Source organism: Gemmata obscuriglobus (genome assembly GCF_008065095.1).
GTDB lineage: Bacteria > Planctomycetota > Planctomycetia > Gemmatales > Gemmataceae > Gemmata > Gemmata obscuriglobus.
In genome coordinates this window covers 6,769,195-6,788,359 of record NZ_CP042911.1, presented here as the reverse complement: position 1 = coordinate 6,788,359, position 19,165 = coordinate 6,769,195, and the positions used below count along the sequence as shown (strand labels likewise).

At 69.4% G+C, this 19,165-nt stretch carries 11 protein-coding genes; 8 read left to right on the top strand and 3 right to left on the bottom strand.

Annotation, left to right across the window (positions count from 1 at the left end):
- Window positions 1–127: 127 nt before the first annotated feature.
- The gene (locus GobsT_RS28245) at window positions 128–1,027 is read left to right on the top strand and encodes a WD40 repeat domain-containing protein (RefSeq protein ID WP_010044453.1); all 900 of its coding nucleotides are present in this window, start codon (window positions 128–130) and stop codon (window positions 1,025–1,027) included.
- A 6-nt stretch (window positions 1,028–1,033) separates the two neighbouring features.
- Here the strand turns inward: GobsT_RS28245 and GobsT_RS28240 are convergent, their stop codons facing one another.
- Window positions 1,034–1,585 (bottom strand): 3'-5' exonuclease, encoded by a 552-nt coding sequence (locus tag GobsT_RS28240; RefSeq protein ID WP_010044456.1) that lies wholly within the window; start codon window positions 1,583–1,585, stop codon window positions 1,034–1,036.
- Between the two features lie 123 nt (window positions 1,586–1,708).
- Window positions 1,709–3,103, bottom strand: a complete 1,395-nt coding sequence (locus GobsT_RS28235) for an outer membrane protein assembly factor BamB family protein (protein ID WP_010044458.1) — start codon at window positions 3,101–3,103, stop codon at window positions 1,709–1,711.
- A gap of 296 nt (window positions 3,104–3,399) precedes the next feature.
- Here GobsT_RS28235 and GobsT_RS28230 point away from each other — a divergent pair, with 296 nt between their 5' ends.
- The 4 genes from GobsT_RS28230 (at window position 3,400) to GobsT_RS28215 (ending at window position 14,849) form a co-directional block, all read left to right on the top strand.
- The gene (locus GobsT_RS28230) at window positions 3,400–4,476 is read left to right on the top strand and encodes a DUF2891 domain-containing protein (protein ID WP_050790322.1); all 1,077 of its coding nucleotides are present in this window, start codon (window positions 3,400–3,402) and stop codon (window positions 4,474–4,476) included.
- A 157-nt stretch (window positions 4,477–4,633) separates the two neighbouring features.
- A complete protein-coding gene (locus GobsT_RS28225) occupies window positions 4,634–9,721 on the top strand; it encodes a PAS domain S-box protein (protein ID WP_010044463.1) in 5,088 nt (1,695 codons plus the stop codon).
- A 19-nt stretch (window positions 9,722–9,740) separates the two neighbouring features.
- Window positions 9,741–11,642 (top strand): ATP-binding response regulator, encoded by a 1,902-nt coding sequence (locus tag GobsT_RS28220; RefSeq protein ID WP_109570809.1) that lies wholly within the window; start codon window positions 9,741–9,743, stop codon window positions 11,640–11,642.
- A gap of 315 nt (window positions 11,643–11,957) precedes the next feature.
- Complete coding sequence (locus GobsT_RS28215; protein ID WP_010050701.1) at window positions 11,958–14,849, top strand: serine/threonine-protein kinase; 2,892 nt, start codon at window positions 11,958–11,960, stop codon at window positions 14,847–14,849.
- A 90-nt stretch (window positions 14,850–14,939) separates the two neighbouring features.
- On the opposite strand, the gene GobsT_RS28210 is transcribed toward GobsT_RS28215, so the two are convergent.
- Window positions 14,940–15,194, bottom strand: a complete 255-nt coding sequence (locus GobsT_RS28210; RefSeq protein WP_010048876.1) for a hypothetical protein — start codon at window positions 15,192–15,194, stop codon at window positions 14,940–14,942.
- A gap of 366 nt (window positions 15,195–15,560) precedes the next feature.
- Here GobsT_RS28210 and GobsT_RS28205 point away from each other — a divergent pair, with 366 nt between their 5' ends.
- The 3 genes from GobsT_RS28205 to GobsT_RS28195 all read left to right on the top strand — a co-directional run bounded on the left by GobsT_RS28205 (window position 15,561) and on the right by GobsT_RS28195 (window position 18,205).
- The gene (locus GobsT_RS28205; protein WP_010048878.1) at window positions 15,561–16,496 is read left to right on the top strand and encodes a hypothetical protein; all 936 of its coding nucleotides are present in this window, start codon (window positions 15,561–15,563) and stop codon (window positions 16,494–16,496) included.
- Window positions 16,497–16,518: 22 nt separating this feature from the next.
- On the top strand, window positions 16,519–17,385 hold the full coding sequence (locus GobsT_RS28200; RefSeq protein ID WP_010048880.1) for a hypothetical protein: 867 nt from the start codon (window positions 16,519–16,521) through the stop codon (window positions 17,383–17,385).
- Window positions 17,386–17,821: 436 nt separating this feature from the next.
- Entirely contained in the window at window positions 17,822–18,205 is a 384-nt protein-coding gene (locus GobsT_RS28195) for a response regulator (RefSeq protein ID WP_010048882.1), read from the top strand.
- Window positions 18,206–19,165 lie beyond the last annotated feature (960 nt).

The window sequence follows — 19,165 nt, the reverse complement described above, 5'->3', positions numbered from 1 at the left end:
CTTGCCCGCCTTGGTCGCCCGATGGCATTGCAATGCGAATGCTCGCAAACCGTATCCGCACGCGCCGCAAGGCGGGCAAGATGTCCGCCTTGCGGCGCGTGCGGCCGCGCTCCACGGAGAAGAATCGATGCGGGTGCTGAACGGTCACGCGCTGCGCGTGTCCGATGTCGCGTTCGCGCCGGACGGGCGCTCGCTGGCGTCGTGTTCCGTCGATGGCACGGTCCGCGTCTGGGACGTGGCGACCGGCACCGGGAGCGTTCTGGTTCAGGTCGCGGAACGGAGCGAGTTCGAGCCCCGTCGCGCTGTGCGCCACGGGTTCGATCGGCTCGCGTTCACCGGCGACGGGCGCTACCTTGTTTGCCGTTCCGCGACCGATGGTATGGAACTCTGGGACGTTGGCGCGCGGTACCGCCGCGCCGAACTCATCCGCCGCGGCCCCGCCGAGTACGAGTCCGAACTCGCGGTCACCTCCCGCCTCATCGCCGCGAACGTCTGGCGGGCCGAACCGTTCGGGAGCGAACTGTGCCTCTGGGACGTTTCAACGCTGAGCGCCGAGGTTCTGTTCCGCACGGCCGACGCCGACTCGTTTTCCGGCCTGGCCTTCGACCGATCGGAACGCTTCCTCGCAACCAACGCGGGCGTGTTCGATGTGACGACCGGGCTGCGTGTGCTCGAAGTGCTCCTGTGGGGTGAGGTGCTGCGCTGGTCGCCGGACGGAACGCAGATCGCGGGCGGATCGAGGGGCGAAGGAGTTCAGGTGATCGACGCCGATACCGGCGATCCCGTGGCGTCGTTCCCCGTGCCGGGCGATGAGTTGCCGCGGCTTGAGTTCTCCGCACGGGGTGAGCACCTGGCGGTTGCTGCGAACAGTACGGTTCAGATTTGGGATACGGCGAACTGGACGAGGCGCCACGAGTTCGCCTGGAAGGCCGGGCGGTTGACGTGCCTCGCGCTCTCGCCCGACGGGCACGTGGCCGCCGCGGGTACGGCCCGCGGTTCGATTGTGCTCTGGGACTGGGACGTGTGAGCCGCCTCAGTTCGCGGCCTCGGCGCTCGCCAACGCTGCGGCCGCTAATATGATCCGCGCGCAGGCTTCGGCGTCGGAGCCGGCGTGGTGGTGGATCAGCCCGATTCCGAGTCGGCGGCACACCGCCGGCAGGTTCGCGGGCTTCAGCGCCCACTTCCGTCGCGCGATCTGCACCGTACACACGAACGGCAGCGCCGGCACGTCCAACCCCGCCGCGATGCAGCAGGCGTGCAGCACCCGTCGGTCGAAGGAGGCGTTGTGCGCGGCCAGGAACTTCGCGCCCTCGATGATCGGGAGCAGGCCCCGCCACACGTCGCCGAACGGGCTCGCGTTCTGCACCATCGGCCAGGTGATGCCGTGGACCTCGGTGAACATGACCCGCGGGCGCGGCGGGCGGATCAGCACGGCCTCGCGGCGCACCACCTTATTGTTTTCGACACGGGCCAGCCCGATCGCACAGGCGCTGTCGGGGCCGTGGTCCGCGGTCTCGAAGTCGATCGCGACGAACGGGCCGTCGAGCGGCGGGAGCGGGGTGGGCTTTCGGCGCGGGGCGCTCATGGTTCGTCCGTCCGTGGCGAGTGTGCAATTAGTGTACACCGGTCGCCACCGGCACAAAAGGCGACACCGCCGAAGGCGGTGTCGGGCCGCTCCGGCGGTGCGGGTTGTGTGGCTCGTGCGGGGCTATTGCTTCGCGCCGACGCAGTACAGCGCGTCCAGCCCGCGGATGAAGAGTGCCCCGTTCGCAGCCGCCGGGGTGGCCCAGAACATGTCACGCCCCAGCTTGTTCACACGCACCACCTCGAACTCGCTGCCGGCTTTCAGGACGTGCGTTTGGCCGCTCTCGTCGAGGCAAAAAATCTTGCCGTCCGCGGCCCACGGCGACGCCCAGAACGCCCCCGCGTTGGGGATGCGCTCCTTGGTGTACTCCGCCTTACCAGTCTTCGCGTCGAAGCAACTGATGGTGCCGCCGTTGCGGTCGATCACGTACACGAAGCCGTCGTAGGCCAGGGGCGATGACGCCGCCGGCCACGCCCGCGGTGCAGACCATGCTACCCCCGCGCTGGACGTGGCGCCGGCTTGCGGGGTGATGTCGCCTTGCGCACCGGCCTTCACCGCGAACAGCGTGCCCGCCCCGCGCCCGGCGCCGGGGCCGCCGCCCTTACCGCCGCCACCGCCCTGACCGACGCCGACGTACAACCGCTCGGCGTCGCCGGTCGGGGACGCCGAGCACTGTCCGCCGCCGACTTCCAGTTCCCAAACCATCTTTCCGTCTTCGGGGTTGTACCCGCGGATCTTCTGACCGCCGACCGCGACCAGATCGGTCCGGTCCTTGGTCTTCCACACGTAGGGGGTGCTCCACCCGGACTTCTCGCGCCGGTCCGCCTTCCACAGCTCCTTGCCCGTGAGTTTGTCGAACGCGACCAGGAACGATTTTTCCTCGTTGTCGCACTGAACGATCAGCTTGTCGCCCGCCAGGACGGGGGAACTGGCCGTGCCCCACCCGGCCTGCATCGAGTACGAGCCGAGGTCTGCCTTCCACAACTCCTTGCCCGTGAGGTCGAAGCAGAACAGCCCGGTCATCCCGAAGTACGCATACACCCGCTCGCCGTCGCTCACCGGGGTTTCGGTCGCGTAGGTGTTGCTGCCGTGGGTCGAGATCGTGGGCCGGGCCTCCTTCGCCACCTTCTCCCACACCGTTTTGCCGGTGCCGCGGTCGAGGCACACCAGTTTGAACTGATACGTTTGCTTCGGTGCGCCGCCTTTGCCGCCACCGCCGCCGCCCTTACCGCCACCTCCGAACCCGCCGCCGGACTTCGGCTTGGGCTGGCCGTCCGCGTAAGCGGTCGTCATCAGCACCTTATCGCCCACAATAATCGGGGCCGACCACGCCGCACCTTTGACATCCACCTTCCAGGCGACGTTCTTGTCCGCGGACCATTCGGTCGGCGTTTTGGGGTCGGTAACGATGCCGGTTCCGTTGGGACCGCGGAACTGGGGCCAGTCGTCGCCCCGGGTGTCCGAGGCGAGCGCCGGGACCAGCACGGCGAGCGCGAGTACGGGGCGGAAACGGTTCATTCTTGCCAGCCCTCCGGGCGAGACGTGTACCAGAGCATTAAACTCGGTAATGCTACCTACCGGGACATGAAATCGGCGTGAGCGGGTGGCCGGGGTCCGCACTCCGTCTGGCGCTTGTTCCGGGCACCAGTCCCCGCTCCACCGCGAGAGCCGCCGACGCCTGTACGGGCGGGCGCGCCCTCATGTTGGTAAAGTGAGTCGTGTCGCGCCGCCGGGCTCGCGCCGCTTCCCAAGACGGATCGTCACCCATGCCTCGCTTCCTCCTGGCCTTCGTCCCTCTGCTGGGGCTCGCACTCATGCCCGCTACCGAATCCGCGGCCGAACCGCCCGCCCCGCCTGCCCCAGGTGCCGAAATCCTTACCCGCGAGCGGGCGTCGGCCTTTGCGAAGCTCGCGCTCAAGGGCGCGAAGCGCGAGTTCCCCAACAAGCCCGGGCACGTGCTGCTCGACGACAAGGACGCGAAAACGCCCAAAGCTCTCCACCCCGCGTTCTACGGATGCTACGACTGGCACTCGGCCGTTCACGGGCACTGGATGCTGGTGAAGGTGCTCCGCGCCCACCCCGACCTGCCCGAAGCGAAGGAGATCCGTGCGGTCCTGTCCGGGCACCTCACCGCCGCCAACATCAAGGTCGAAGTCGAGTATTTCAACCGCCCGGAGGCGAAGTCGTTCGAGCGGCCCTATGGTTGGACATGGCTGCTCAAACTGGCCGAAGAGCTGCACACCTGGGACGACCCCGACGCCAAGACGTGGTCCGCGAACCTCAAGCCGCTTGCGGAACTGATCGCGGACCGGTACGTCGAGTTCTTCCCGAAGCAGACGTACCCGATCCGCGCCGGGGTGCATTCCAACACCGCGTTCGGTCTCGCGTTCGCGCACGACTACGCCCGGACCACCGGTAACAAGAAGCTGCAAGAGCTGATCGAGCGGCGCGCGAAGGATTACTACGCGAAGGACGCCGACGCCCCGGCCCGGTGGGAGCCGGACGGCGCGGACTTCCTCTCGCCCAGCCTGTGCGAGGCGGACCTGATGCGCCGGGTGCTGCGGCCGGCCGAGTTCGCCACGTGGTTCCACGAGTACCTGCCCGGCGCCGCGAAGGGCGAGCCGAAGAACCTGTTCGAGCCGGCGACGGTCACCGACCGCACGGACCCGCAACTGGTCCACCTGGACGGGCTGAACCTGAGCCGCGCGTGGTGCCTGCGCGGGGTGCTGGCCGCGCTGCCGAAGGGCGACCCGGCCCGCGCGGCCCTCGGTGCGAGTGCGGCGAAACACGCGGAGGCAGGGCTGAAGCACATCGCCAGCGGGGACTACGCGGGCGAGCACTGGCTCGCCTCGTTCGCCGTCTGGATGCTATCGTTACCCGTACCCGAATGACGGGTCCGTTTCTGACCCAGTCGTTCCCGGTTCCAGGTCCCAGGTTGGGACCAGCTCGGCGAATCCCCGGCGATTTGCGCCGCCTTGGGTTCCACTCGGGACCTGGAACGTGGAACTTAAAACTACCGGAATCAACCCGGCGCCGGGACCTTTCTGAATGCACACGCGAGCTGCGCGCCGGCCATGGGCCGTTGCGCTGGGGCTGGCGGTCGCCTACGTGGCGACCGCGCGCCTGGGGCTGCTCCTGGCGCTTCCGCCGGACTTCAAGGCCACCGCGGTGTGGCCGCCGTCCGGGCTCGCCCTGGCCGCCGTGCTGCTCACGCGGTTCCGGGCGTGGCCGGGCGTGTGGCTCGGCGCGTTCGCGGCCAACCTGTGGGACGCGTTCTCCCCGAACCGCTCCGGGCCGTTCGCCGCGCACCTCATTTCGTCGGCCGTAATTGCCACCGGCTCCACGCTCCAGGCGCTGGCGGGTGCCGGCCTGATACGCTCCCTCGTCGGCCCGGCGGGCGCGCTGGACCGCGCCCGCGACGCGTTCCGCTTCGTAGCTATTGTCCCCCTCACGTGCCTGATCGGGGCGACCGCCGGCGCGTGCGCCGTCGGCGCGACCGGACCGGGCGGCTGGGCCGTGGCGCCCGCCGTGTGGTGGACGTGGTGGATCGGCGACATTGCCGGCGCGCTGGTCGTGGCCCCGGTGGTGCTCTGCGTCGCGCGGGGCGACCGGCCCCGCCGGCCGTCCGCCGAGGCCGGCGCGCTGTTCGCCCTATTGATCGGCTCGTGCGCCCTGGTGTTCGGCGGGTGGGTGGGGGGCGGGGCGGCGCCGCTGGCGTACCTCAGCCTGCCGCTGCTGGTGTGGGCGGCGGTGCGGTTCGGCCCGCGCGGGGCCACGCTCGCGGTCGTCGTGATCGCCGCGTTCGCGGTGTGGGCCACGGTCCGCGGGACCGGGCCGTTCGTTCACGCCGACTTCCACCAGGCGCTGCTGCTCCTCGACGTGTTCCTGGCCGTCGTGGTCGTCACCTCGCTGGTGCTCAGCGCGGTGCTGCGCGAGCGCGAGGCGGCGGTCGCCGCGCTGCGGGCGAGCGAGGCGAAGTTCCGCCACCTGACCGAAGCGATGCCCCAGATCGTGTGGGCGACGGCGCCCGACGGCGGGACCGCGTACCTGAACCGGCGCTGGACCGAGTACACCGGGCTGACCGGCCTGTCGGACGCGGCGCTGGCCCTCGCGCTGCACCCGGACGACGAGCCGAAAATGCGGGCCGCGTGGGCGACCGCACAGGCGGCCGGCGGCGAGTTCCAGCACGAGTTCCGCCTCCGGGCCGCGACCGGAGCGTACCGGTGGTTTCTGGCGCGGGCGGTCCCCGTCCCCGGGCCGGGCGGGTGGCTCGGCACGTCCACGGACATCGACGATCTGAAGCGGGCGCAGGCCGACCTCGCCCGCCAGCGGGCCGAACTCCAGTTGATCCTCGACACCGTGCCGGCGCTCATCTTCTACAAGGACCGGCGGCACCGGCTGGTGCGGGTCAACAACGAGATGGCCCGCGTGGTGGGGCTGCCGCCGGACGCGCTGCTGGGGCACACCGACTCGGAACTCGGCGCCCCGCACGCGTCCGACTACCGGCGCCAGGAAGAGGAGATCATGCGCGACGGCGGCCCGGCCCGGACCGCGGTCGAGCCGCTGTTCACGTTCACGGGCACCCGGTGGCTCCAGACCACCAAGGTGCCGTACCGGGACGACACCGGGCGGGTGATCGGGCTCCTCGGGCTGTCGGTGGACGTGACCGAGCAAAAACAGGCCGAGGCCGAGGTGCGGCGGCTGAACGAGGAACTGGAACGGCGGGTGGCCGAGCGCACCGCGGTGGCCGAGGCCCGGGCGCGTGAGCTTCAGAGCGCCGTGGACGCCCTGCGCGAGCAGAAGCAACTGCTCGAGACCATTTTGGACAGCTTGGGCGATGCGGTGCTGGTCGCCGACCGGGACGGCCGGGTGCTGCTCCAGAACCGCGCGTTCCAGCGGCTGCACCCGGTCCCGGCGGAACACGTAACGGCCGACGTGGCCCAAAGGTACGGGGTGTACCTGCCCGACGGCGTCACGCCGTGCCCGCTCGACCGGTTGCCCATCGTCCGTGCGGTGCGCGGCGAATCCTGCGACGACGTGGAGCTGGTGATCGTCGACGCGGCCCGCCCGGACGGGGTGCCTGTGAGCGTGACCGGGCGCCCGGTGGTCGGCCCCAACGGGATCGAGGGCGGGGTGATCGTGATCCGGGACGTGAGCGCGGCGCGGCGGTCCGAGGCCGCGCTCCGCGAGAGCGAGGCGCGGTTCCGGGCGATCTTCGACCAGTCGTTCCAGTTCATCGGGCTGATGTCCACCGACGGCACGCTGCTCGAGGCCAACCGGACCGCGCTGGCCGCCGCCGGGCTGTCCGACGCCGACGTGATCGGCAAGCCGTTTTGGGACACCGCGTGGTGGGCGCACGATCCGGAGCAACAGGCCCGGCTCCGGGACGCGGTCGCCCGCGCCGCGGGCGGCGAGACGATCCGGTTCGAGGCCACGCACGCCGCGGCGGACGGCGCCCCGATCCGGGTGGACTTCTCGCTCAAGCCGTTCTGCGACCACACCGGGGCCGTGCGGCTGCTGATCCCCGAGGGGCGCGACATCACCGCGATCCGGCGGGCCGCCGAGGAACTGGCCGCCACCGAGGCGCTGCTCCGCCAGTTCATCAAGCACGCGCCGGCGGCGATCGCCATGCTGGACGCCGGCATGCGGTACGTGCAGGCCAGCGACCGGTGGCTCACCGATTACAAGCTGAGCGACCGGGACATCATCGGGCGGTCCCACTACGACGTGTTCCCGGACGCCCCGGAGCGGTGGAAGGCGGTCCACCGCCGGGTGCTGGCCGGGGCGGTCGAGGCGTGCCCCGAGGAGCCGTTCCCGCGGGCCGACGGGGCCGTAGAGTGGCTCCAGTGGGAGTGCCGCCCGTGGCGCGCCGCCGGCGGCGAGGTCGGCGGCCTTATCATGTTCACTCAGGTCGTCACCGCGCGGGTGCGGGCCGACGAGGCGCTCCGCGAGAGCGAGGCGCGGTTCCGCGGGGCGTTCGACCACGCGCCCATCGGCATCGCGCTGGTGTCCCCCGAGGGCCGGTGGCTCAAGGCGAACCAGGCCCTGTGTCAGATGCTCGGGTACGAACCCGGCGAGTTGCTCGCGACCGACTTCCAGACGATCACCCACCCGGACGACTTGAGCGCCGATGTCGCGCAGGTCGAGCAGGTGCTGAGCGGCGCCCTGGCCGCTTACCAGATGGAGAAGCGGTACATCCACAAGGGCGGGCACACGATCCACGCGCTGCTGGCTGTGTCGCTGGTGCGGGGCGCCCGCGGGGAGCCGCTGTACTTCGTGTCTCAGATCAAAGACATTACCGAGCGGAAGCGGGCCGAGACGGAGCTGCGGGAGCAGGCCGCGTTCATCCAGGGGGTGCTGGACGCGATGCCGGCGCACATCGCGGTACTCGACCGGAGCGGCGAGCTGATCGCCGTGAACCACGCGTGGCGCGCCACCGCCGAGGGCGCGCGGCGGCCGGACGGGCGGGGGCCGCACAGCGGGCTGGGCACCAACTACCTCGACGTGTGCGCGCGCAGCGCCGCGGCCGGCTGCGCCGACGCGGCCGCGGCCGCCGAGCTGATCCGCCAGGTTCTGGACGGGCGGGCCGAGCGGGCCAGTTTCGACTACTCGTGCCACACCCGGGCCGCGCGGCGCTGGTTCCTGATGAACGTCGCCCCGCTGCGGCACGGGCGCGGGGCGGTGGTGGTGTCCCACACCGACGTGACCGACCGGCGGCTCGCCGAGGAGCGGCGCCGGGAGAGCGAGGAGCGGTCCCGCAGCATCCTCGACCACTCGCCCGCGGTCGTGTACCTGAAGGACCTGGACGGGCGGTACCAGTTCGTCAACCGGCGCGGGTGCGAGCTGCTCGGGCTGCCGCCCGAGGCGTGGGTCGGGCGGACCGCCCGCGAGCTGTTCCCCCCGGACCTGGCGGACCGGTTCGAGGCGAGCGACCGGGGCGCCCGCGCGGCGATGCGGGCGCAGGAGGTGGAGGAGCACGCGACCCTCCCGGACGGCCGGGCGGTGACCATGCTAACGATCCAGTTCCCGCTGTTCGGGTCGGACGGGCGGCCGTACGCCATTTGTGGGATCGCCACCGACGTGACCGAGCGGAAGCGGGCCGAGGCCGCCCTGCGCGCCAGCGAGGAGCAGTACCGCACGGTGGTGCAGGCGCTGGCCGAGGGGGTGGTGGTGCAGGACCGCGGCGGCGCGATCGTGGCGTGCAACGACCGCGCCGCCGAGATCCTCGGGCTGACCCGCGAACAGATGGTCGGGCGCACCTCGCGGGACCCGCGGTGGCAAGCGGTCCGCGAGGACGGCTCGCCGTTCCCCGGGGAGGAGCACCCCGCGCTGGCCGTGCTCCGCACCGGGCGGCCGCAGTTCAACACGCTGATGGGCGTTTACACCCCGGCTGGCGCGCCGCGGTGGGTCTCGGTCAACGCGGTCCCGCTGGCCGGCCCGCAGCCGACCGGGGCCGCGGTGGTCACCTCGTTCCACGACGTGACCGCCGTCCGCGAGGCCAACGACCGGCTCCGCGCCTCGGTTCGCGAGAAGGAGGTGATGCTCAAGGAGATCCACCACCGGGTGAAGAACAACCTCCAGATCATCTCCACGCTGCTCGAGCTCCAGTGCGACGGGCTGACCGACCCGGCGGCGGTGGCCGCGTTCCGCGAGAGCCGGGGCCGGGTCCGGTCCATGTCGCTGATCCACGAGCGGCTGTACCGGTCCGAGAACCTCGCGGCCGTCGAGTTCGGGCCGTACCTGCGCGGGCTGGCGGAGGACCTGTTCCGCGCGTACCGGGCCGACGACGAGGCGGTCCGGTTGGAGCTGACCGTGTCCGCGCCGCCGCTCCCGCTGGATCTCGCGATCCCGTGCGGGCTGTTGGTCAACGAACTCGTCTCGAATTGCTTAAAGTACGCGTTCGCGGGGCGGCCGCGTGGTAACATTCAGGTGTCGCTCGTTCGCGCTGGGGCCGGGGCGTTCGTTCTGACAGTCGCCGATGATGGGGTCGGGATGCCCGCCGGGTTCGACATTGAGAACGCGCCCTCGTTCGGGCTCCAGCTCGTGAGCACGCTGGCGGCGCAGCTGCGCGGCGCGGTCGAACTGGGACCCGGCCCCGGAACGCGCGTGACCGTTCAGTTCCCGGCCCGCGGGTAGGCACCGTCAGAGAGCAACCATGTCACCGGCCAGTGTGCTCGTCGTCGAGGACGAGCGGATCATCGCGCTCGGCATCCAGAAGCGGCTCACCAGCATGGGGTACGCGGTGGCCGGGCTGGCCGCGAGCGGCGCCGAAGCGCTGGAGCGGGTGGCGGCGCTGCGCCCCGACCTGGTGCTCATGGACATCCGGCTCGAAGGGGACATGGACGGGATCGAGGCGGCGGCCCGGGTGCGCGGCCAGTTCGACCTGCCGGTGGTGTACCTGACCGCCAACTCGGACCCGGAGACCCTGCGCCGCGCCAAGGTCACCGAGCCGTTCGGGTACGTGCTCAAGCCGTACGAGGACCGGGACCTCCAGACCGCGCTGGAGATGGCCCTGTACAAGCACAAGATGGAGCGCCGGCTGCGCGAGAACGAGCGGTGGCTGGCGGCCACCCTGGGGAGCATCGGGGACGGGGTGATCGCGACCGACGAGGCGGGCCGGGTGCGGTTCATGAACGCGCTCGCCGAGCGGCTCACCGGCTGGCCCGCGGCCGGGGCCGTCGGGCTCCCGGTGGCGGAGGTGTTCCCGGTGGCGGCCGAGCGGACCCGGGAGCCGGTCGCCAACCCGGCGCTGGACGCGCTGAGCACCGGTCGGCCGGCCGCGCTCGCCGAAGGCACGGTCCTGATCCGCCGGGACGGGGCGGCGCTGCCGGTCGACGACAGCGCCGCCCCGATCTGCGGCCCGGACGGTCACGTCTCGGGGGCGGTGTTGGTGTTCCGGGACGCGACCGAGCGCCGCCGGATGGAGGAGCACCTGAGGCAGGCGGCCAAGATGGAGGCCGTGGGCCGGCTCGCGGGCGGGATCGCCCACGACTTCAACAACATCATGACCGTGATCGCGGGGTTCAGCGACCTGATCCTCTCGGACGCCCTGCACCCGGCCGACGCCCGCGCGCACCTGCTGGAGGTGAAGGCCGCGAGCGAGCGGGCCGCGGGCCTGACGCGGCAGATCCTGGCGTTCAGCCGCAAGCAGACCCTGCTCCCGTGCGTCTTGAGCCTGAACACCGTTCTCCGAGACACCGCCGGAATGGTGCGCCGGCTCGTCGGCGCGCACGTCGAGTACGTGACCGAGCCGGACCCGCGCCTGGGGCTGGTCACGGCCGACCCCGCCCAGCTCACGCAGGTGGTGATGAACCTGGCGCTCAACGCCCGTGACGCGATGCCGGCCGGAGGGACGCTTACCGCGCGGACCGCGCCCGTGCGGGTCGGCGGGGCGCCGGGGCCGATTCCGGGGCTACCGCCTGGGGAGTACGCGGTGCTCGAAATGGCGGACACCGGGGAGGGGATGAGCGACGAGGTGCGGGAACGGATCTTTGAGCCGTTTTTCACCACCAAGGGGCCGCAAAGCTCCGGACTCGGCCTTTCGACCGTCTATGGGGTCATCAAGCAGACCGGCGGCGATATTACGGTGGAGAGCGCTCTCGGCCGTGGCACAACGTTTCGCGTGTTCTTGCCGGTGACGGCCCCCACGCCGGAAGCGGCGACTGCGGTCAGCCCGGACCGGGGCACCGAAACGGTGCTGGTCGTCGACGACGATCCCGGCGTGCGCCGGGTGGTCACCCTGTTGCTGTCGCAGAAGGGGTACGCGGTCCTCGACGCCGGGTCCGGTGCCGAAGCGCTCGAACTGCTGGCCGCCGCGAACCGCCCGGTGCATCTGCTCCTCACCGATGTGGTGATGCCCGAGATGAGCGGGGGCGTGCTGGCCGAGCGGGTCCGCGCGCTGCGCCCGGGGGTGCGGGTGCTATTCGTATCGGGGTACTCGGAGGACGCGCTGGTTGAACGGGGCCTGGCACAGGCGACCGCCACTTTACTCGCCAAACCGTTCACGGCTACCGCGCTCACGCGCGCCGTGCGCGAGGCCATTGACCGACCTCTGTAGCCCTGGAACGGCCGCGCGTGTTCGTAATGCGAGGGGTACACTTCTTTCGTGCGAGCTGCGGAATTTTTGCCTCCGGGTGTAGTGCGCAAATACACTCGGGCAATCGACTTTGGATCTGGTAGAAGTTAAGAAGCGCTTTCAACTCTCGTCTGACACCGCGGTACGGAAAACCCCGAAATTTCTTCTTTCTGGAGGCATTTGCGTCCTAGAGCCAGATATCGGTTGAGTTTGTTACAGATTGCACAATCGCTCCAGTCGCCCGGGAGCTGCCGGTTTTTGTGTCGTACACAGAACCGCTACCGTTCAAGGAGCGCCGTGCATCCCACAAGGATCCTTCCGAACGCCGAACCGCGCGGCGAACCCGCGTTCGAGTCCGACGGTACGGATCTGCCGACCGCGCACCTGCCGGCGGCGGCTCCGCCTGTCCTGACGCCCGCCCCGCGCGGTTCGGTGGGGCCGCTCTTCGTTTCGTCGTTCTCGGGTGCGCCGAGCCTGTCCGGGTCCCTGTGGTCCGATTGGGACGATTCGGACCGTGGCGGGTTGTCGGCCGGGGGCCGGCGCCCCCCGCGGGTCGGGGACACGCTGTGCGGGTTCGAGTTGGTCGGCGAACTCGGGCGCGGCGCGTTCGCCCGGGTGTACCTGGCCCGGCAGCAGGCGCTCGCCGGCCGCGAGGTCGCGCTCAAGGTCACCCAGCGCCCGACCCACGAGGCCGAGCGCCTGGCCCGGCTCCAGCACACCAACATCGTGCCCGTGTATTCCGTCCACGCGGATCAGGGCGTTCAGCTCATTTGCATGCCGTTCCTGGGCAAGGTCACTATTGCCGATTTGCTCCGGGCGCACCGTGCGGACCGGTCCTCGCGGGGCGCCGGCCGCAAGACGTCCGGCACCCGGGCCGCGCGAACCACCGTCGGGGACAACCGGGGATCGGGGTCTGACGGGCGGACGGCGGCGCCGCGTTTGCCCGCGTGGACCTGGGCCGCGGACGGCCCGCCGCCCATCGTCGGGGACCCCCGTGCGGTGGTTCATGCCCTCGCACAGCTCGCCGCGGGGCTCAGCCACGCGCACCAGCGGCGCATCCTGCACCTGGACATCAAACCGGCCAACGTGCTGCTCGCGGACACCGGCGAGCCCATGTTGCTCGACTTCAACTTGGCGTTCGACGCCACCCGGCCGGACCGCGATGTGGTCGGCGGGACCATGCCGTATATGGCGCCCGAGCAGCTCCACAACATGCGGACCCGCGGGACCGGTGCGCTCGACGACCGCACCGACCTGTACGGACTGGGCGCGATGGCTTTCGAGATGCTGACGGGCGAGCTGCCGTTCGCGTCGGGCACACGCGGGCCGAAGGTGATCGAGGAGCAGCTCGCCGCGCGGCTCCGGCCGCTGCCCTCGCTCCGCGCGCGCAACCCCGAGGTGAGCCCGGCGGTCGAGGCGATCGTTCACAAGCTGCTCGCGCCCGCCCCGGCGGACCGGTACCAGACCGCCAACGAGCTGTGCGCCGACCTGGACCGGCACCTGAACGACCTGCCGCTCGCCTACGCCCGCGAGTCGTCGGCGGCCGAGCGGTTCGGGAAGTGGCGGCGGCGCAACCCCGGACTGGTGGTGCGCCTGATGGTCGCGTGCCTGATCGGTTTGGCCCTCGGGCTCGGGGGCGCCGTCCACCAGCGGGCCGAAGGCAACGCGCGGGCCGGGGCGGTGGAACAGGCCCGCGCCGCCCGCGCGGCACTCGACGCGGCCCGACTCGACCTCACTTTAGTCGGCGACCCGAGTGCGACCGCCCGGGGGGTAAAACGGACCGAGGAACTGGTCGCGGCTTACGGGTGCGACGTCCCGGAGTGGCAGAGCCGGCCGGGCGTGCGGCGGCTGACGGAGGCCGAACGCGCGACGCTCGCCGGCGACCTCGGCGAGCTGATGTTCCTGCTGGCGCAGGTGAAGTGGTCCGAAACGGACGCCCTGCCGGAATCCGAGCGCCGGCAGCGGGCGGAGGACGCGTGGAAGCTGAACCGTGCCGCCCGCGACTGCTTCGTGCCGGACGAGGTGCCTCCGGCGATCGAGCGGCAGGCCGCGCTGATTGCCCCTCGTGTGGGCGAAGAGGTGCGGACCGCGGATCTGCCCGCGCCGCTGGCGGTGTCCGGCACGCGCGGGGCCTTCCTCGAGGCCGCGTTCGCACTTCGGGTCGGGCGGTACGCGACGGCGGTGCCGTTGCTCGAAGCGCTCGTTGGCGAGCAACCGGCCCACGGGGCGGCCCAGTTCTGTCTTGCGTACAGCCTCCACCAGCAAGGGCACTACGCCCGCGCCCTCGAGCGCTACGACGTGGCCCGGGCGCTGCTCCCCAAGGACCCGCGTCCGCTGTTCGGCCGTGGGCTGATTTACGGGCTGCGGACCAAGCCGGAACTCGCGGAGGCGGAGTTCACCAAAGCGCTGGCGCTCGACCCCGGGCACGCCGAGTCGTACCGGAACCGCGGGCTGGTCCGGTTCCGCCTGGCCAAGCGGGACGAGCCGTTCGCGTCGAAGGCGGCTGCGGTGCGGGCGAAGTTCGAAGAGTCCGTCGCAGATTACACGGCCGCTCTGGACCGCGGCAGTTCGGAGTTCCAGTTGCTCCTGCTGCGCGCCACCTCCCGTCAAGCGTTCGACCCCGCCGGCGCGACAGCCGACCGGACGGCCGCCCAGGCGCTCGAGCCGAAGACGGAGATGGATTACCTCGTCCGCGGCTGGGGGCGGAGAGACGAAGACCCGAAAGGCGCGTTGGCCGATCTGCGCAAGGCCGCGGCGCTGAACCCGCGGTCGGTGGTCGCGCTCCAGAATCAGGCGCACATTCTGGCGGACCGGTTGAAAGACCCGGCGGGCGCGCTGGTGGTGACGAAGCGGGTCGTCGAACTGAGCCCCGATTTCGCACCGGGGCGAGCCGGGCACGCCATCATCCTGGCCCGGCTCGGGCGCCGGACCGACGCTCACAAAGAGATCGAGCAGGCGCGGTTGCTCTCTAATGACGCCGCCGTTCTGTACCAGGCCGCGTGCGTGTACTCCCTGACCTCGGTGGAAGAGCCCGCCGACCGGCTGGAAGCACTCAAACTGTTGCGCCGGGCGATACGGGAGGGGTTCACCGGGCTGAACCAACTCGCCGCCGACCCGGACCTCATCCCGCTCCGCACGCAACCCGAATTCCAGGCCGTTTATTCGGCTGCGGAGAACTTGTTCAGGTAGCGGTTACCTGAACCGAAAGCCCCGCGGCCCGCGACCGGATGCATCCGGTCGCGGGCCGCGGGGCTTTTTTGCGCGCACTGAGCCGGCCACTTACGGCAGGATGTACGGATCGGTCGAGCCCTTGGTGATGCTGTTGACGTCGTCCGGCGGGGTGGTCGGGATCGTGTTGATAATGGTCGTTCCGACCGCGATGCCGATGTCAATGATGGCCGGTGTGGTGGGAGGCGGCGGGGGCGGCGGCTCGGTCGGGGCCGGCCCCGGTAGACCGATCGGGTCGATCGGGGTCGGGCCGCTCGGGTTCTCACGGTTCTCAAGAGCGAACAGGGACAGACGGGCGCGGTTCATGGAAGCCTCGGGTCGGAGGGGGACCAATTCGCGTTTGACGCGATTCGGCTTTCACTGAAAATCAGTCGACACCCGCATTTTGTCGGCCCACCAAACCCTGGTCCAGAGGAATTTGTACTCCTAATCGAGTTTTTAGGATCGCCTTATCCGCTGTGACAGCAAAATTCAGGCCTGAGATAGAATTTGTTTTGTTTTTGCGCGAATAATAAGGTTGGGCCAAGTCACGCCGGTCAAGAATCCGCGCGACCAGACTCAGGCCGGAACGCATTCGACCGAATCTGAAAATGTGACGACCGGTCACGATTTGCTTTCCAGCGGCCGGAAACGATTCTATCCTCTACACCGCTCCGGAACAGGAGGTTCGATGTGCGCGTTCGGAAGGTGATTCTGGCGGCGAGCGCTCTCGCGGTGTCGGCACTCCTGGCCGCCGGCTTGGCGACGCAACTCGGGCAACCGCCGGCCGCGCCGCCAGCGTGGGCCGGCGATTACGACGTGACCGCCGGTCCGCCGGAGATGATTGCCCCGGGCACGGTTGTGGAACAGGGGCCGCCCAAGGGTTGGTCGCACCTCGTCGTCAAGAGCCTTCCGCGGGTCCGCGAAAGCGAGAAGGCCCGCGTGCCCGCGGCGCCGCTCATCGGTCGCGACCTGACCGTGCGCATGGCCGGGTGGATGTTCACCGCGTTCGCCGCGGACGTGACGCGCGAGTCGACCGGCCCGGCCGCTCCGTATCGGCTGCGCGCGATCGGGCTCGGGTTGGGAGCCCAAGGCACGAACGGGGACACCGTGGTCACGTCGGAGACGGCGCTCGGGCACGGGGTCAAGATGGACTGGATCAAACGCCAGGTGCTCGACACCGGGTACAAGATTCAAGGGCAAGCGGTAATCCCGGTCCGCGGCCCGTCCTTTGCTTTGCTCGATACCCCTGTTATCGTTCGGTGCGGCGACCGTAACCGGATGGTTCGATATCGCTACGCGCTGTTGGCGGACACGGGCACGGGGGCACTGGATGTGCTGCTGTGGGTGCTCGGGGCCGAAAGCGGCGAGTGCAGCGATCTAACGCGGGTGGTGCAGCTCGAACCGAACTGCGTTGATCGGGCGGAACTGATACCGGATCCGAAGGAGTTCAGCGGACCGCGCCCCTCGGACCTGTCATTCGCGGTGGACAAGCTGCCGCCGCACCGGTTAGAGATTGTGCTCCCGCCCGAACTGCGCGAGCGGGCGGCCCAGACCCGGTTCGCCCCGGACGAAGCACGCTCGCTCGAAGTTGCTTTGCGGAAGTTGACCGCCGGACATCGCCCCTGAATTCCCAAGGACGATTCACTCCATGCACGCTCTCCTCCTCGCGGCCCTCACCGCGGCGCCCGCCCAACCCCCAACCGACGCGCACGACGGGCAGAACCCGCTGTTCAAGCGGCTGACTGAGACCGGTCTGGACATCGGCGGCGGGGCGACGGCCAAGTTCCCGGCGCCGACGATGGCCGACGGGCTCTCCGGGGCCAAGCAGAAGGAGATCATCAAGGGGCTGATCGGTAACGACTACAGTTACGACGAGTTCGCACGCGACTCGCTGGTGGCGCCGCAACTGCTGCGCATCCGCGACGTCAAGCCGGGGGACCCGAAGGCGCCGGCCCGTGGGGTGGACGTGTGGTTCATCGCCTACGGCGATTTCAAGCGCCTGCAGGACGACAAGTTTTTGGACCGCCTCATGAACGCCGGCAAGAGCAGCGGGGGCGGGAAGGGCGGGCCGCTGAAGCCCGAAGACTTGGCCAAGCGGAAGATCGAGGTCAAGAAGGGCGATGAGAAGCGCGAGGGGTACGGCACGTTCGAGTTCGACTTCTTGGAAAAAGTGCGGCTGACCGGCACCGGGCACGCGGTCTGGAGCCGTAACGCGGACTCGATGGTGGCGGCGGCGGAGATCGACCCGCGGTTCGCGGGCGACAAGGAGTTTCCGAACCAGTGGCGCGCGCTGGGCGGCGACAAGCCGGGGCCGGCGAACCCCTGGGGCGGTGCCGCGATGTACCTGAAGATCACGAAGCTGGCCGAACCGGCCGGGGCCGTGTTCGTTGAGCAGCACGTGATCTTCGCCGAGCCGACTGGGTGGTTCGACGGCGCCAACCTGCTCCGCTCGAAGCTGCCCATCGCGATGCAGCAGAACGTGCGCAACATGCGCCAAGAGTTCAGGAAAAAGTGAGCTTGTGTCGGTCGCGACGGAGGGCCGCAGCCCCGCTCTGAGGCGGGACTGCCCGTGGCGCCTGGCGCTGTTATCAACGGCCAGGGCCCTTTCGACTCGCAACCCCGGCTGGCATTGAGCGGTTGTCGTTTGTCCGGCTGATTATTAACCTGCGTAATCTGCACAATCTGCACGATCGGATTGTGGAGACGAAAAATTGTGTTTTTGAATCTGCTCTGCTCACATCTTTGCCCATGCCGTTGCAATCATTTATTAACGCGGCGACCGAGCGCCAGACCATTTCACTGACTGGGCTGACTTGACGTACCTGTCTTCTGAACGCTGGGGACAGGGCTTCGCTGCGCGGCTGACGCTTGAGACACCCGGCACGTGAGTTGCAATAGGATGCGATCTTCGTCGGAGGATTCCGGCTCAAACTGGCGGCAGGGAGGGGATCATGTTGGCACCGGTGGGCTCGCTCGTGCTCGTCGTGGACGATGACCCCGCGGTGCGTGCGGTCGTTTCACTGATGGTCACGCATTTGGGGCACACGGCTCTCGTGGCCACGTGCGGTGCCGAGGCGGTGGCGCTCGCGGCCGAACGCAACCCGACGGCCGCCTTGCTCGATGTGAGGATGCCCGGGATGGACGGACCGGCGACGTTGGACGCTCTACGGGCGTTCGATCCCGCGATCCAGTGTGCGTTCCTGACCGGTCACCCCGGCGAGTACGCCGAGGGCGAACTGTACGGCCGTGGGGCCGTAGCGGTGCTGGCGAAGCCGGTCACCTTAACCACGCTCGGGGCCGCACTTGATCGGGCACTCTCGCCTGTAACCGTGTGATTCCGTGTGTGGTTGAATGGCGCGGTGACCGGCGCACCGTCCACCGGCGGGCGCAACATCTCAGCCTTGCGGAACGTTAATATTCAACAGGTTCCAGTGATTTTAAGTCCGTGCGGGCTCGGCGCCCGGCCGCGATCCTGGCACACCCGAGTGCTACTCCGCCGGCTGCGCCGGGGGGCCTGTCGAGCCGTGCATGGTCTCAACGTTCGCTTTAGAGTTGTGTATCTGCCGTACCCGAATTCGTACTCAATCAACCCGTTGCGTGATGAACCACCGGCAACGCGCCAACAGTGCCTTCCGCGTCCGTAGCGATGACTTGCTGGACTACACGCGGTCGGCCGGTTGTTCGGATCTCCAAGCCGATTACAGTAGTTTCAAGTTCCAAGTTTCAAGTTGGGAACCGGCTCGGCAAAAGCCCCAGGCTATTCGTGTGCCTTGGCTTTCACGTGGAACGTGGCACCTGGAACTTGAAGCTACTGGATTACGATTCCGAACGTATCGCGGTTGTGTGTAGCCACCCGGGCCGCGCGGCCGGACCCATTTGCGTAAGACAGTGCCGTCAGATCGGGTTCGGTGCGGCCGGTTTCAACATTACGGCGGCGCGAAAGATCGGCCTCGCAACGGGTCAGAACGCAACGAAGGGTGTCACCGCTCCCACGATCATAATCAGTACCCCGACTACGATGGTCGTGTAAGCCGTTCCCTTGGAAGTTTTCCTCTCCTGTCCTGGGGTAGGTTCGCGAAGGCCCTTGGCTCCCTCCCACACTACCGCCCCGCCGGTGAGGAAGATTGCTCCCATCGCGATCCAAGCCATCGAACGCCCTCTGTGCCGAACTTACAACTTACCGGTCACGCACGCCGCACCACGGTCTGAGAACAACCTACGAGCCGCGGTCAGGTGCCGCTGCGGGTTCGGTGTCTGTAGCTTCGGTGTGGGGCCGGAGCAGTCGCATCACGCGG

Bases quoted from the DNA above. Each gene is read 5' to 3' on its own strand.
- GobsT_RS28245 (WP_010044453.1), top strand. From the start codon at position 128: ATGCGGGTGCTGAACGGTCACGCGCTGCGCGTGTCCGATGTCGCGTTC.
- GobsT_RS28240 (WP_010044456.1), bottom strand. From the start codon at position 1,585: ATGAGCGCCCCGCGCCGAAAGCCCACCCCGCTCCCGCCGCTCGACGGC.
- GobsT_RS28235 (WP_010044458.1), bottom strand. From the start codon at position 3,103: ATGAACCGTTTCCGCCCCGTACTCGCGCTCGCCGTGCTGGTCCCGGCG.
- GobsT_RS28230 (WP_050790322.1), top strand. From the start codon at position 3,400: ATGCCCGCTACCGAATCCGCGGCCGAACCGCCCGCCCCGCCTGCCCCA.
- GobsT_RS28225 (WP_010044463.1), top strand. From the start codon at position 4,634: ATGCACACGCGAGCTGCGCGCCGGCCATGGGCCGTTGCGCTGGGGCTG.
- GobsT_RS28220 (WP_109570809.1), top strand. From the start codon at position 9,741: ATGTCACCGGCCAGTGTGCTCGTCGTCGAGGACGAGCGGATCATCGCG.
- GobsT_RS28210 (WP_010048876.1), bottom strand. From the start codon at position 15,194: ATGAACCGCGCCCGTCTGTCCCTGTTCGCTCTTGAGAACCGTGAGAAC.
- GobsT_RS28200 (WP_010048880.1), top strand. From the start codon at position 16,519: ATGCACGCTCTCCTCCTCGCGGCCCTCACCGCGGCGCCCGCCCAACCC.
- GobsT_RS28195 (WP_010048882.1), top strand. From the start codon at position 17,822: ATGTTGGCACCGGTGGGCTCGCTCGTGCTCGTCGTGGACGATGACCCC.